Origin of the sequence: Neorhizobium sp. BT27B (genome assembly GCF_050455485.1) — a bacterium.
In the GTDB taxonomy this organism is placed as follows: domain Bacteria; phylum Pseudomonadota; class Alphaproteobacteria; order Rhizobiales; family Rhizobiaceae; genus Neorhizobium.
Map to the genome: position 1 here is coordinate 309,533 of NZ_JBCIYT010000004.1, position 13,694 is coordinate 323,226.

Sequence of the window (13,694 nt, forward strand, 5' to 3'; positions counted from 1 at the left end):
ATCCTTGGTGGCTTCAGTGACAGCAGGATGTATGCGCCTTGTCGGGCTTTTGCCCGTATTCATCGTGGCGTTTGAGAAAACTCATCGTCGAGGTTTCGTTGCGTCCGAGCGGCGCACGGTCGAGCAGCATCAGCGTGCCGCAGACTTCTTCGCCGCCGCGGGCATAGGTCGAATAAGTATGAAAGATCTCGCCTTCCGCGTCGCGATAGAAGGATGACATGCCGTGTTCCTCATCGGCGATCTGGTCGGTCGGCACGTTTCGGTAATTGTATTCGACGCTGCCGGATGCCCGCTCTTGCGCCGAAAACGACACGTCGTAATCGTAATTGAACTCGCTGCCGAAGGACGACACCCAGGGGAAATTCCAGCCCATGCGGTGACGATAGGCTTCGATCTTGGACAGCGGTGCACGTGATACCGCGATCCAGGTGACATCGTGATTGTTGAGATGCGGCAGCGCCCCTTCGATATGATCGCAGAAGAAGGAACAGCCGATACAGCCTTCCTCCCAATCGGGGCCGAGCATGAAATGATAGACCAGAAGCTGGCTGCGGTTCTCGAAAAGCTCGGCCAGCGTCTTGCGGCCGGTCCGGGTGTCGAAGGCATAGTCCTTTGCCACCTTCACCCATGGCAGGGCCCGCCGCGCCGCCCGCACCTTGTCGCGCAGGCGGGTTTCCTCCTTCTCGAGTTCCAGCAATCTCAGGCGGGCATCGCGCCATTCGTTGCGGTCGATCACGGCATTCGTTGGGGAAACAGTTGTATCCATCATCAGGTCTCCTCTTCCTTGACAGATTAGGTTGATATCAACATGGTTATCTCATGCTGTCAAATATCGATTCGATCCCGTTCTCCACCACGCTGCATGTGCGCGACACCTGCCTGTGTCTGCACGTGCAAAGGACAGCGCGTGCGCTTGCCCGTCGTTTTGATGTGGCGATGAAGCCGATCGGTCTGAACAATGGCCAGTTTTCGCTGATGATGTCGCTCAATCGCCCTGTGCCGGCGACGATGAAATCCGTCTGCGATCTGCTTGCCATGGACCGCACCACACTGACTGCAGCGCTGAAGATTCTCGAGCGGCGCGGGCTTGTGAAAAGCGAGGTCGACCCAAAAGATCGCCGCGGCAGACTGCTGATGCTGACCGATGCCGGCATGGCGATGCTGACGGCGGCACTGCCGATCTGGACGCGCGTGCATGAAGAAATCGACGTCGAACTCGGTCACGGCGGCAGCCAGTCCGCCCGCGAAAAGCTTGCTGCAATGCGCTGAAAAGACGAGAACAACAGCATGTTTGCACACATGCAAAAACTGTGAACGGTTTGTGTACGAAATAGTACATACAATCTCTTGCAATTTTGTCGCAGGCGGCATTATACCGCATGCACGGGCTTGAAATGCCCGTCGCTGTTTGCGCAGGGGAGGGCGCATGCCGCGTCATGAAGTCCTCGCAAGGACGCTCCCGACCCGCCGGTCTCTTCGTGAGCCTGCATGCCGCCAGCGCGCCTTCAACAGAAGCACGGTAGTCGCAATTGATCCTTTTTTTCGCTCCTGATGCTGCCGAGGGCCTCCACTGTCGACTCTGTCGAATCCAAAACTGGAGCTAGGGATAAAATGAAAGCCTCTCAGGGCGCCCTGTCCACGATAGCCAAGGTATGGCTGTTCGTGCTCGGTGCCGTTCTCGTTCTCGCGGGCCTGTTTTTCGCCGTCGGCGGCGGTAAGCTCGTCTCTCTCGGTGGCAGCTGGTATTTCCTGCTGGCCGGCCTCGTCATCATTCTTTCCGGTGTGCTGACCATTCTGCGCAAGCCATCAGGCGCGCTGTTGTTCGGCCTTGTTACCGTCGCCACCATTGTGTGGGCGATCTGGGATGCCGGCCTTGATTTCTGGCCGCTGATCTCGCGTCTTCTCGCGATCGGCGTCGGCGCAACGGTTGTTGCACTCAGCTTCCCGCTGCTGCGCAAGGCAGCCGGCAAGACCCCCGCCTATCTCGCCTCCTTCGCGATTGCAGCCGTTCTGGCCGTTGCCTCGGCTGCCGGTTTCGCCGGCATGTTCGTTCCGCATCCGACCGTTGCCTTCACCGGTACGCCGGCGCCGCTGACGCCCGTCGACCCGGCCAAGGAACAGAAGAACTGGGAAGCCTACGGCAACACCAATGGCGGTTCGCGCTTCGCAGCGCTCGACCAGATCACCCGCGACAACGTCAAGGATCTTCAGGTTGCCTGGACCTATCGCACCGGTGACACCCCGATCAGCCCCGGCGGCGGCGGTGCCGAAGACCAGCTGACGCCCCTGCAGATCGGTGATCGCGTTTATCTTTGCACGCCGCACAACAACGTCATCGCCATCAATGCCGATACCGGAAAAGAAATCTGGAAGAACGAGATCAATGCAAAGTCGTCCGTCTGGATGCGTTGCCGTGGCCTCGCCTATTTCGACGCGGCCGCACCGCTCGTGCAGCCGACGATCGATGGTTCGACGCCTGTCACCCCGGTGACGGTTGCCGAAGGTGCGATTTGCCAGCGCCGCATCATCATGAACACGATCACCGCGGAACTGATCGCGCTTGATGCCGATACCGGCGCATTCTGCCCGGATTTCGGCACCAATGGCCGCGTCGACCTGAAGGTTGGTCTCGGTGCTGCTGCTGACCCGCAATATGTTCTGACGGCAGCCCCGACCGTGGCCGGCACGACGATCATCATCGGCGGCCGTATCGCCGACAACGTCCAGGTGGATATGCCGGGCGGTGTCATGCGTGGCTTCGATGTTGTGACCGGCGAACTGCGCTGGGCATTCGATCCGGGCAACCCGGAAATCACCAAGCTTCCGCCGGAAGGCCAGACCTATACGCGTTCGACCCCGAACGTCTGGGCCGGCACGTCCTATGACGCGGAATCCAACACGGTGTTCCTGCCGGTCGGCAGCCCGTCGGTCGACCTTTACGGTGCAACCCGCACGGCGCTCGACCACAAGTACGGCGCGTCCATGCTGGCGCTCGATGCCACGACCGGCCGCGAAAAGTGGGTCTACCAGACGGTTCACAACGACCTCTGGGACTTCGACACCCCGATGCAGCCCTCCTTCATCAACTTCAAGAAGAAGGACGGTTCCACGGTTCCGGCTTTGACCTTCGGCACCAAGGCCGGCCAGATCTGGGTGCTTGACCGCGCCACCGGCCAGCCGCTGACGGAAGTTGCGGACGTTCCGGTCGTTCCGGGCAAGATCCCTAACGAACCCTACTCGCCGACGCAGAAACTGTCTGTCGGCATGCCGCAGATCGGCGCACAGACGCTGACCGAAAGCGACATGTGGGGTGCAACGCCGTTCGACCAGCTGTTGTGCCGTATCGCCTTCAAGGGCATGCGTTATGATGGCGTCTACACGGTTCCGGGCACGGATCTGGCACTCAACTTTCCGGGTTCGCTGGGTGGCATGAACTGGGGCGGTTTCTCCACCGACCCGACGACGAACACCATCTTCGTCAACGACATGCGCCTCGGCCTGTGGATCCAGATGAAGGAAGCCGCCCCGACCACCGCTGTCTCCAGCGGTTCGGAAGCCACCAACACGGTCATGGGCGTCGTGCCGATGAAGGGCACGCCCTACGCGGTCGACAAGAACCGCTTCCTGTCGGCGCTCGGCATTCCTTGCCAGGAACCGCCTTTCGGTTCGCTGACGGCGATCGACATGGATAGCCAGAAGATCAAGTGGCAGGTGCCGCTCGGCACGGTGGAAGACACTGGCCCGTTCGGCATCAAGATGGGGGTCAAGATCCCGATCGGCATGCCGACCATCGGCGGCTCGCTCGCCACCCAGGGCGGCCTGGTCTTCTTCGCCGCCACGCAGGACTACTATCTGCGCGCCTTCGACTCGGCGACGGGCAAGGAAATCTGGAAGGCCCGCATGCCGGTTGGCAGCCAGGGCACGCCGATGACCTACAAGTCGCCTAAGACGGGCAAGCAGTATGTGGTCATCTCGGCCGGCGGCGCCCGCCAGTCGCCCGATCGTGGTGATTACGTGATCGCCTACGCGCTGCCGAACTGATCGGTATCGCCGTTTGAATATGAAGATGCCCGGTGATGAGCCGGGCATTTTTCGTTGGTGAAGTAAGGAAACCTCCACCTCTCGAGGAGGTCATGACTTTGCGTATTTTAGAACTTGGAATTCTTCTAAAACATCCGAATTGACCCCTCAGAGCCCCATTCATTAAGTGGACTTGTTTTGTCATATTAATGTCGGGGGACATGATGCAGTATTTTGTTGAGCCGGGGTCCCAGCTCGATCGTCACACCGCAACGCGTAAGGCAAAAGCCGGTATCTCAAATCGCTATATAGCTCTGGCTTTGGCCGGAACGGCTCTCGGTTTCTCACCCGCAGCCTATGCACAGGAAGGCGAAGAAACCGTTCTTGAACAGCTTGTCGTTACCGCATCCGGTTTTGCGCAGAACGTCAAGGAAGCGCCGGCGAGCATTACCGTTGTCACCCGCGAAGATCTGGAAAAAGGCGCTTATCGCGATCTGACGGATGCGCTGCGAGAGGTGCAGGGCGTCGCCGTCACCGGCGTTGCAAACGAAAAGGATATCTTTATCCGCGGTCTGCCGGGTTCCTACACGCTGATCCTTGTCGATGGCAAACGACAGAGCACGCGTGATGCGCGTACCAACGGCAATTCCGGTTACGAGCAGAATTTCATGCCGCCGGCTGCCGCCATTGAGCGGATCGAAGTCGTGCGCGGCCCGATGTCGTCGCTTTACGGATCCGATGCCATGGGCGGTGTCATCAACATCATCACCCGAAAAGTTTCTGATGTCTGGTCGGGCAGCGTCAGCACCGATGCGACGATCCAGCAGCATTCGAAATTCGGAAATTCCGGGCAGGGCTCGTTTTACGCCAATGGTCCGGTCATTCAGGATACGCTCGGCCTGCAGATCTGGGGAAGAGGCCTCACCCGCTCCGAGGACCGTTTCCTGAGCGGCACGACATCGGCCAAGGAATTCGATCTTACCGGCCGTCTGTCGCTGACGCCCAACGAAGACCACGACATTATCCTCGAAGCCGGTCGCCAGAATGTCCGCCGCGAAGCCTCCGCACCCAACACGCTGGCCGCCGGTGCCAATGGCACCTATAACCAGAATGGTCGTGATCACTGGTCTTTGTCGCATACCGGCCGCTGGGGGCCGACGACGTCGGAATTCTCCATTCTGCAGGAATGGGCACAGCGCGAGAACTACACATTCAATCCGTCTCGCGATGCCTTCGACCGCAATGCCCGAGCACCGGAAATCCGCAACACTGTCATCGATGGCAAATTCACGACGCCGTTCGAACTGCTCGGGTCGCACACGCTTGTCACCGGCGGCCAGTATTTCGAAGCGCATCTGCGCGACCAGAATCCCGGCCGCCGCACTGGTGTCACGGAGGCCTTTTCGGCCACGCAATGGGCCGTATTTGCCGAGGACGAATGGCGCATCTTCGATGATTTCGCCCTCACCGGGGGCCTGAGAAGCGATCATCATGAAGAATATGGCTATCACCTCAGCCCACGCCTTTATGGCGTCTGGAATGCCACCAACGATCTGACGATCAAGGGCGGTATCTCCACCGGATTTCGTGCGCCGGATATCCGCAGCATCGCGCCAGGTTATGTCTACACGACCGGCGGCGGCGGTTGCTCCTACGGCCCGACCGGCACTTGCGGAGTGATTATCGCAGATCCGAACCTCAAGGCCGAGACGAGCACGAGCTACGAAATCGGCGCCTTGTGGGACAATGGCGATGTCAGCCTCGGCGCCACCTATTTCTACACCGACTTCAAGGACAAGATCGCCAATGCGCTGGTAACGGATGCAGCCGGCAATCCGGTTCGCTGGAGCGAGGATCCGAACTACCGTCTCTGGTACAACTACAATATCGACGATGCGATCATCCAAGGGCTTGAACTGACCGCCACCTGGCATGCGACCCCGGATCTATCCTTCCGCGGCAGCTATACCTACACGCACTCGGAACAGCAGACCGGTGCCTATGCCGGCTTCCCGCTGGCGCGCACTCCGGAACATATCGCCAATGTCCGCGCTGACTGGATAACACCGGTCGAAGGGCTGGAAACCTGGGTATCGGTGAACTATCACGGCGAGGAAATCGCGTCGGGCGCGCGCATCGGCACCAGCGGCACGCCTGTCACCATCAATGGTGCTGCCGGACGAAAATACGATCCTTACACGATGGTCGATTTCGGCGCGAAATACGCAATCAACGACAGCGTCACGGTCAACGGCGCCATCTACAACGTCTTCGACAAGAAGGTGGAGCAGACGGACTTCAACACCACGATGGAAGGCCGTCGGTTCTGGTTGAGCGTCACCAAGACGTTCTGAGCGTGAAGATCAAGGCAAACGCGGAAAAGCTTCGCGTTTGCCTTTCCTGTTTCGCCGCAGGTGGTCTATCGCTTGCGCTCAGCCCACAGTTCACCAGCCCGTTTCACGCAATCATCGAACCGTGCCTGCGGATCGCCGGACAGTGCCAGAAACGCCACGGCTGCGGTCTTCAGTATCACCGCTTCGGCCCATTCGTCGCGGGCGGCACCTGACCAGATGGCCTGCCAGTATTCCCGCTGGGTCAGCATGCCGCTGGTGCCCGGCTTGACTTTCCTGCCAGCCGCAACCGTCGTATCCGCGTCCACGCCGGAGGCCATGCGAAAGATCTTGACCATGCGGCCTGGCGTATATTCCGCCACGTCTCGAACCGATCCGATCAAGGCGATATTGGGCAGATCAAGATGACGCGCCACGTCTCGATAGAGGTCACGCCGCGATGATTGCGAAGCTCCGAGGATCGCGGTTTTCGCGCTGAGCGGGTTGATCATGTGGATGGCGGAATGCAGCGGATTGCGCATTTCGAACATCGCATGCAGGCCAAGCAGGCAGCGCGTCTGCGGCGCGAGCGCACCAAGCGGGGCAAAAGCGATCCCCTGGTGGTTTAGCGCTTCGCTCGCTTCTGCGAGTGTCAGGCAAACGGGAATTCCGCAATCTTCGGCCGCCATCTCCAGCTTGCCACTTTCCGGCCCGCTGCCGTAATGGCCATGCAGAAACACCTTGTGACCCGCCATCGCCACCAACCGGGCCGCATGCAGGAACCATGGTGCCGTGCGTATCTTGGGAGAGACATAGGCCGGCCAGTCCAGATCCGGCCGGGTGAAGCGGGCGGGGATCGTCATCGTATTGCGGATCGCCTCGGCAAAACCGGCCAGTTCGCTGGCGCTCGCGCCGCGATAATGGATCGTCATCAGCAGCGCGCCGATCTGCAATGGATCGGCCTGGCCGTCGAGGATGAGGGCGAGCGCATCGCGTGCTTCTTCCTGCGTCAGTGGCCGGCTCTGGCCCGGTCCCGGCGCCGTTGTCGCGATATAGCGTGCCAGCCGCCGGTGCGGATCAGCATTGTCACCGATTGTCGCCATGCGGATGGCTTTGCTGCGAGGTGTCGGTGCCGCTTCAAGCTGATCCGCCGGTGTGACCGAAAGCGGAATGATCCCGGTTCGGGTTTCGACCGACCAATTGTCTGGCACGGGGGCGGGTGAGAGAGGCGCGGTTACATGGTCTGCCACCGGCAAGACGGCGGATTTAGCCAAAGGCGTGCCGTTGGTCGCGGCTAGCAGCACTTCCGTCTCGGACGCCAGCCCTCGAACCCGTAGGCGCAGGGTTTCGGCAAAGGGGGTGGGCCGCATGCCCTGCCCGGTGCGGATGAAAATCGGATCGTCATAAAGCTTGCGCAGATCGGACAGCATGCGGCTGACGGCGGAAACCTGCAGTTTCAGGCTGGCGGCGGCGCGGCTGACGCTGCCTTCGCGCAGGAGCGCGTCAAATGCCACCAGCAATTTGACCTGGCTGAACGCGCCCGCACCACTGTCATCCACTTTCCGGCCGAGGCCATGCCCGTCACCTGCCATGCCTGTTCGTTCCCGTCATGCCCATCGATTTGTCCGATGCGCAATTTAGATCGTCTCTAAATGACATCGGTTGACCCTTAAGCACTCCCTACATAAGTGTACATAATTACTCAACTTAAGTTTCGGCTGATAACGCAGCATTGATCCGCGACCGTATCAGCCATGACAAAGGAATGGACATGAAGACGACGAAGCGGCCCTCCCGATTTGCCATGGCCGTCATGGCGGGCGTCATTTCTCTCGGGTTTTCCGGGTTTCAGGCAAAAGCCGCCGACGTCACCATCAAACATTCCAAGGGCGAGACGACGTTTTCGCAGGTCCCCAAGAAGGTCCTGACCTTCGATCTCGCAACGCTCGATACACTGACTGCGCTTGGCGTGGATGTGGCCGGCGTACCTGCCGGCAACAAGCCGGACTATCTCTCCAAATATGCCGGTGAAGATGTTGCCAAGATCGGCACGTTTTTCGAGCCGGATTACGAAGCCGTCAATGCCGCCGAACCGGACCTGATCATCGTTGCCGGCCGCTCCAGCGCAAAATATGCGGATCTTGCCAAGATTGCCCCGACAATCGATCTGACCGTCAGTGCCGAGAAGTTCCTTCCCGAAGCACAGGAAAATGTTCGCAACCTCGGCAAGATCTTCGGCAAGCAAAAGGAAGCGGAAGCGCTGCTTGAAAAGCTCGCCGCCTCGACGGCCGATCTGAAGGCCAAGGCCGGACAGCAGGGCAAGTCGCTGCTGGTGCTGACCACGGGTGGCAAGATGAGCAGCTATGGTCCCGACTCGCGTTTCGGCATGCTGTTTTCCGATTACGGTTTCGTGCCGGCGGAAACGACCGGAGCCAAGGGAACACATGGCAACCCGACCTCCTATGAATATATCCTCGAAAAGAACCCGGAATGGCTGTTCGTGATCGATCGCGATGCCGCGATCGGCCGTGATGGCGCCGCCAGGAAGATGCTCGACAACGACGTCGTCGGCCAGACGACGGCATGGAAGAACAACCATGTCGTCTATCTCGATCCGGTCGCCTGGTATCTCGTTGGTGGCGGTATCACCGCTATGCAGAAAAGCGTCGATCAGCTTTCCAAGGCAATCGCCAGTAACTAACGTAGAAGCCAGCCACATCGTTCGCTGAATGAACCGCGCCACCCTGCGCGGTTCAACCTTTTCCGGAATATCCAGATTTTGCCGTTGAAACTGTTCCTGCCCGCCCTGCTGCTGACTTTCCTATCGGCCGTTGTGAGCCTGTTCGTCGGCGTGCGCGATGTGTCTCCGCTTGATCTGTTTTCGGGCACAGCGGACCAGCGGGATCTGATGGTGCTGGCGGCAAGCCGCGTGCCGCGCACCATTGCCCTTGTTCTGGCCGGCTCCGGCATGGCGATCGCCGGCACGATCATGCAGATGCTGGCGCGCAACCGGTTTGTCGAACCGTCCACCGCCGGCACGGTGGAATCGGCGAGCCTCGGGATGCTCACCGTGCTGCTGATCGCACCGGATATGCCGGTTATTTTCAAGATGCTGGTGGCCGCCGCTTTCTCCATGGCCGGCACGGCGCTGTTCCTGTCCATCCTGCGCGCCATTCCCTTGCGCTCCATCCTGATGGTACCGCTGGTCGGCATCATGCTCGGCGGCATGATCAGTGCGGTCACCACGTTTTTCGCCTACCGCTTTGATCTGCTGCAATCGATTGGCGCCTGGTCGAGCGGCGATTTTTCCATCGTTCTGCGCGGCCGTTATGAAATCCTCTGGATTGCCTTTGCCCTGACCATCGCCGCCTACGTTGCCGCCGACCGGTTCACAGTCGCCGGCATGGGCGAGGATTTTTCCAGCAATCTCGGGCTCGACTATCGCAAGGTGATGACACTCGGTCTCGTCATCGTGTCGATGGTGACGGCCTGTGTCGTCGTCACCGCCGGCGTCGTGCCGTTTCTCGGGCTGATCGTGCCGAATGTCGTCAGCATGATCATGGGCGACAATCTGCGCCGCAGCCTGCCATGGATCGGCCTGTGCGGCGCAGCCCTCGTGCTTGTCTGCGATATCATCGGGCGGGTCATCAATGCCCCGTTCGAAATCCCGGTCGGTGCGGTTCTTGGCATCGTCGGCAGCCTCTTTTTCCTCTATCTGCTGCTGGGGAGGCGCAACCGTGTCGCCTGAAGCGCTGCGCAAGACCTCGCTGATCACCCTTGCCATCCTGACCGCAATGGCCCTGATCTCGGCTGTCTCCTTCATGACACTTGGTGCACGCGGAAGCTGGTCATTCGTCCTCAGTTTCCGCGGTACGCGGCTCGCCGCCCTGGTGATCGTGGCCTATGCGATTTCGGTATCGACCGTGCTGTTCCAGACCATTACCGGCAACCGCATCCTCACCCCCTCGATCATGGGTTTTGATGCGCTTTACGTGCTGCTGCAGACGGTTCTCGTGTTCACTCTCGGCGCGGCGGCAACCTCTGCCATTGATCCGCGGCTGATGTTCGTTCTCGAAGTGGCGGCCATGATCGGCTTCTCGCTGCTGCTGTTCCGGTTTCTGTTTTCCGGCCATGCGCAGAACATCCATCTGCTGGTGCTGGTCGGCATCGTGCTCGGCGTGCTGTTCCGCAGCCTGTCCGGTTTCCTGCAACGGATCATCAATCCCGACGATTTCGTCGTGTTGCAGGACCGGCTGTTCGCCAGCTTCAACATCACCGACGGCACGCTTGTCGGCGTTTCCGCAGCGCTTGTGGCGGGCGTCACCTTCTTCATCTGGCGCATGCGCGACACGTTCGATGTGCTGGCGCTTGGCCGCGACATGGCGATCTCGCTGGGGCTCGATTATCAGGCGGCAACCACGAGGATCCTGATCCTCGTCGCCATCCTGATTTCCGTCTCCACCGCGCTGGTGGGGCCGGTCACGTTCTTTGGCCTTCTGGTCGCCAATCTTGCCTATCTGATCATTCCGGCCAGCCGCCACCGCTATACGCTGCCGGCCGCCGTGCTGATCTCCATTCTCTGCCTCGTGGGTGGGCAGACCATTCTGGAACGGCTTTTTGCCTTCGACACGGCCTTGTCGATCATCATCGAGTTTGCCGGCGGCCTGTTCTTCATCCTCTTCCTTCTGAAAGGGCGCAACCGATGATCGAGATCGCCGGAATCAGCAAATCCTATGGCAAATCGCTCGTGGTCGATGGTGTCACGCTGACCTTGCCGAAGGGTGGCCTGACCTCGATCATAGGTCCCAATGGCGCCGGCAAATCGACGCTGATGTCGATGATCGCACGGCTGATGCCCATGGATGCGGGTACCGTCATGGTCGATGGCCTCGACGTAACAAAGGTTTCGGGTGATGTGCTGGCAAAACGGCTGTCCATCCTGCGGCAGGACAATCATTTGACTGCCCGCCTGACGGTTACCGATCTCGTGACTTTCGGCCGTTACCCCTACAGCAAGGGACGGCCGACGCTCGAAGATCGCGATCATGTGGAGCGTGCCATCGCCTATCTCGGGCTTGGTGATTTCCGTCACCGTTTTATCGACGAGCTTTCGGGCGGCCAGCGCCAGCGTGCCTTCGTGGCGATGGTCCTGTGTCAGGACACCGATTACATGCTGTTCGACGAACCGCTCAACAATCTCGATATCAGCCATTCGGTATCGATGATGAAGCTGCTGCGTGGTTCTGCGCGCGATCTCGGCAAGACGGTCGTGGTCGTTCTGCACGATATCAATTTCGCGTCCTGTTATTCCGACCACATCGTGGTCATGCGCGATGGCAAGCTTCTGCTACAGGGGCCACCGGCCGAGATCGTTCGCGAAGACATTCTCTCGGAAATCTACGCCACCGAGTTCAAGGTGCATGAACTCGACGGCAATCGCATCGCCACGTTTTATTGAGCCCGATCAATCATCGTTGTCGGATTTGCGCGTCTGCATCAGGCGCGCCTGACGCAATTTCTCGGTCTTCTGTTCACGCGCTGCAGCTTCCGCCTCGATGATCCCGAATGCGACCTGGTTGGTCTGTTCGAATTTTGCGATCCTGTCGGCCAGTGCCATTGTTCTTACCTCTTTGTTGCCGCCCGTTATATAACTAGGGCGGATGTCAGGCAGGCCAAGCGGCAACTGCGTATTTCTACGGTATCGGTCAGGAATTACCGTGAATTGGCGGGTTTACTCCACGATCCGGTTTCGCAATCGGCCCTCATCCAGCAATATTCTCACCGTCCGTGCCGCATTGGTGCGCATCTCGATGGCGGCGTGGTCGGAATAGAAGGCATTGTGCGGCGTGATCACCAGCCGTCCGGCCAGACATTCCTCGCGCTCCCGCCATGCGGTGAGCAAAGGGTGAGCCGGAGGAGGCTCCTGAGCCAGCGTATCGATGGCAGCGGCTGCAAGATGGCCGCTGCGCAACGCCGCTTCCAGTGCATCGAGATCATCCAGCAGCTCGCCTCGGGCGGTGTTGACGATGATCGCGCCGGGCTTCAGGCGCGCAAGGCCTTCGGCATCCAGCAGGGCGCGTGTCTCGGCGTTCGCCGGGCAATGAAAGGTAACGATGTCGGACTGCGCCAACAGATCGTCGAGACGGTCGGTGCGCTCGTAGGAAATTGCCTTTTCATGACCGGGCGGCTGGCCGGGATCGTAACCGAGAATGTGGAAGCCAAAAGGTTTCAGCCGGTTGACCACTGCCGTGCCGATGCGGCCGACACCAACCACGCCGACAGTTGCCTTGTTGGAGCGCGGAAGTGGCTTCAGGCTATGAACCTGCCAGCCGGATGTGTAGGTGCGTGCACGAAAATCGTGTTCCCACAGGCGCCGGTGCAGCGACAGGATCATAGCCAGCGCATGATCGGCGACTTCCTCCGTCCCGTAATCGGGATTGTTGGCGAAAGGAATGCCGGCATGGGCAAGCGCCGCAAGGTCGATCTTCTCGTAGCCGACGCCATAACGCACCACACCGCGACAACGGGTAAGGCTTGTTATGCTGCGCGGCCCCAGCCGGGCGCCCCACACCATCAGGGCATCGAGCCTTGCCAGTCGTGATGGATCGAACGTCGTTTCATCGGTGTTTGCGAAGAAGTCGATCTCGACATCGTCCCCAAGGATGTCCGCTTCGAGATCGGGCGAACCGATCATGTGGTCGGTAATGCCGACCACATATTTTCTGGCATCTGTCATGTCGATCCTGCGGATATCGGGTTTCCGGCTTTATTCCGCTGCAATCGCTGTCACCGCTGCGCGGGCCTTCACCAGAAGCGAGGCTTCCGCCAGTGCCTGATTGACACGACCGAGAATGACCGGAGAGGCAACACCATCGGTGAAATCGCGGCCGGAAGCGTAGATCGCGGTCGGCAGAACGAAGGCTTCGAAAAATGCGAACAGTGGACGAAGCTGGTGCTCGACGACCAGAGAATGCCGCTCGCCGCCGCCGGTTGCCGTCAGAATGATCGGCTTGCCGCGCAGGTCTGCCGGATCGAGCAGATCAAAAACATGCTTGAACAGGCCGGTATAGCTGCCCTTGTAGGTGGGCGAACCGATGACCAGCGCTTCCGCCTCGATGATCGTGCGGATGATCTTTCTGGCGGCCGGATTAAGGTCGGAAACCGAGCGGGCTGCGGCAAGCGAGGTGCCGAGGTCTTCGACATCATAGACGACGTGGCTGAGGCCCGTCTGCCGTCCCAACTGCTCGGTCACGCTCTCGACAAAACGGCGTGTGCTCGACGGGCGGGAGAGATTGCCCGAAAAACCGACGATAAGATCGTTGCTCATAGAAATTCCTTTCGCGA

At 59.8% G+C, this 13,694-nt stretch carries 12 protein-coding genes; 7 read left to right on the plus strand and 5 right to left on the minus strand.

Translation table 11 applies throughout. The features are described 5' to 3' along the window. Positions 1–13: 13 nt before the first annotated feature. Entirely contained in the window at positions 14–766 is a 753-nt protein-coding gene (locus tag AAIH70_RS13210) for a DUF899 domain-containing protein (RefSeq protein WP_132275875.1), read from the minus strand. Positions 767–822: 56 nt separating this feature from the next. Here AAIH70_RS13210 and AAIH70_RS13215 point away from each other — a divergent pair, with 56 nt between their 5' ends. The 3 genes from AAIH70_RS13215 to AAIH70_RS13225 all read left to right on the plus strand — a co-directional run bounded on the left by AAIH70_RS13215 (position 823) and on the right by AAIH70_RS13225 (position 6,374). Beyond that, positions 823–1,269 carry a MarR family winged helix-turn-helix transcriptional regulator gene (locus tag AAIH70_RS13215; protein ID WP_132275873.1) on the plus strand — a complete coding sequence of 149 codons (447 nt, stop codon included), beginning with the start codon at positions 823–825 and terminating at the stop codon, positions 1,267–1,269. Positions 1,270–1,611: 342 nt separating this feature from the next. Then, a complete protein-coding gene (locus AAIH70_RS13220) occupies positions 1,612–4,041 on the plus strand; it encodes a glucose/quinate/shikimate family membrane-bound PQQ-dependent dehydrogenase (RefSeq protein WP_165932039.1) in 2,430 nt (809 codons plus the stop codon). Between the two features lie 203 nt (positions 4,042–4,244). Then, on the plus strand, positions 4,245–6,374 hold the full coding sequence (locus AAIH70_RS13225; RefSeq protein ID WP_132275033.1) for a TonB-dependent receptor domain-containing protein: 2,130 nt from the start codon (positions 4,245–4,247) through the stop codon (positions 6,372–6,374). Positions 6,375–6,439: 65 nt separating this feature from the next. Here the strand turns inward: AAIH70_RS13225 and AAIH70_RS13230 are convergent, their stop codons facing one another. Further along, positions 6,440–7,942, minus strand: a complete 1,503-nt coding sequence (locus AAIH70_RS13230) for a glycosyl transferase family protein (RefSeq protein ID WP_132275031.1) — start codon at positions 7,940–7,942, stop codon at positions 6,440–6,442. Positions 7,943–8,121: 179 nt separating this feature from the next. Between AAIH70_RS13230 and AAIH70_RS13235 the strand changes: the two genes are divergently transcribed. The 4 genes from AAIH70_RS13235 to AAIH70_RS13250 all read left to right on the plus strand — a co-directional run bounded on the left by AAIH70_RS13235 (position 8,122) and on the right by AAIH70_RS13250 (position 11,808). Further along, positions 8,122–9,051 carry a siderophore ABC transporter substrate-binding protein gene (locus AAIH70_RS13235; RefSeq protein ID WP_132275030.1) on the plus strand — a complete coding sequence of 310 codons (930 nt, stop codon included), beginning with the start codon at positions 8,122–8,124 and terminating at the stop codon, positions 9,049–9,051. An 84-nt stretch (positions 9,052–9,135) separates the two neighbouring features. Next, positions 9,136–10,098 carry an ABC transporter permease gene (locus AAIH70_RS13240; protein ID WP_430034457.1) on the plus strand — a complete coding sequence of 321 codons (963 nt, stop codon included), beginning with the start codon at positions 9,136–9,138 and terminating at the stop codon, positions 10,096–10,098. A gap of 4 nt (positions 10,099–10,102) precedes the next feature. Then, positions 10,103–11,056: an iron chelate uptake ABC transporter family permease subunit gene (locus tag AAIH70_RS13245; protein ID WP_430034459.1), complete on the plus strand. Its 954-nt coding sequence runs from the start codon at positions 10,103–10,105 to the stop codon at positions 11,054–11,056. Next, positions 11,053–11,808, plus strand: coding sequence for an ABC transporter ATP-binding protein (locus AAIH70_RS13250; protein WP_132275022.1), 756 nt, complete (start codon positions 11,053–11,055; stop codon positions 11,806–11,808). Before AAIH70_RS13245 ends, AAIH70_RS13250 begins: the two co-directional genes overlap by 4 nt. Before the next feature lie 6 nt (positions 11,809–11,814). Here AAIH70_RS13250 and AAIH70_RS13255 read toward each other — a convergent pair whose 3' ends face one another. The 3 genes from AAIH70_RS13255 to msuE form a co-directional block, all read right to left on the minus strand. Next, the gene (locus tag AAIH70_RS13255; protein ID WP_165932038.1) at positions 11,815–11,967 is read right to left on the minus strand and encodes a hypothetical protein; all 153 of its coding nucleotides are present in this window, start codon (positions 11,965–11,967) and stop codon (positions 11,815–11,817) included. Positions 11,968–12,081: 114 nt separating this feature from the next. Continuing rightward, the gene (locus AAIH70_RS13260) at positions 12,082–13,086 is read right to left on the minus strand and encodes a C-terminal binding protein (RefSeq protein WP_132275019.1); all 1,005 of its coding nucleotides are present in this window, start codon (positions 13,084–13,086) and stop codon (positions 12,082–12,084) included. A 30-nt stretch (positions 13,087–13,116) separates the two neighbouring features. Continuing rightward, positions 13,117–13,677, minus strand: a complete 561-nt coding sequence (msuE, locus tag AAIH70_RS13265; RefSeq protein ID WP_132275016.1) for an FMN reductase — start codon at positions 13,675–13,677, stop codon at positions 13,117–13,119. Between the last annotated feature and the right edge of the window lie 17 nt (positions 13,678–13,694).

Coding starts and splice junctions, on each gene's coding strand:
- AAIH70_RS13230 (WP_132275031.1), bottom strand. CDS start 7,942: ATGGCAGGTGACGGGCATGGCCTCGGCCGGAAAGTGGATGACAGTGGT.
- AAIH70_RS13235 (WP_132275030.1), top strand. CDS start 8,122: ATGAAGACGACGAAGCGGCCCTCCCGATTTGCCATGGCCGTCATGGCG.
- AAIH70_RS13225 (WP_132275033.1), top strand. CDS start 4,245: ATGCAGTATTTTGTTGAGCCGGGGTCCCAGCTCGATCGTCACACCGCA.
- AAIH70_RS13250 (WP_132275022.1), top strand. CDS start 11,053: ATGATCGAGATCGCCGGAATCAGCAAATCCTATGGCAAATCGCTCGTG.
- AAIH70_RS13220 (WP_165932039.1), top strand. CDS start 1,612: ATGAAAGCCTCTCAGGGCGCCCTGTCCACGATAGCCAAGGTATGGCTG.
- msuE (WP_132275016.1), bottom strand. CDS start 13,677: ATGAGCAACGATCTTATCGTCGGTTTTTCGGGCAATCTCTCCCGCCCG.
- AAIH70_RS13210 (WP_132275875.1), bottom strand. CDS start 766: ATGGATACAACTGTTTCCCCAACGAATGCCGTGATCGACCGCAACGAA.
- AAIH70_RS13255 (WP_165932038.1), bottom strand. CDS start 11,967: ATGGCACTGGCCGACAGGATCGCAAAATTCGAACAGACCAACCAGGTC.
- AAIH70_RS13260 (WP_132275019.1), bottom strand. CDS start 13,086: ATGACAGATGCCAGAAAATATGTGGTCGGCATTACCGACCACATGATC.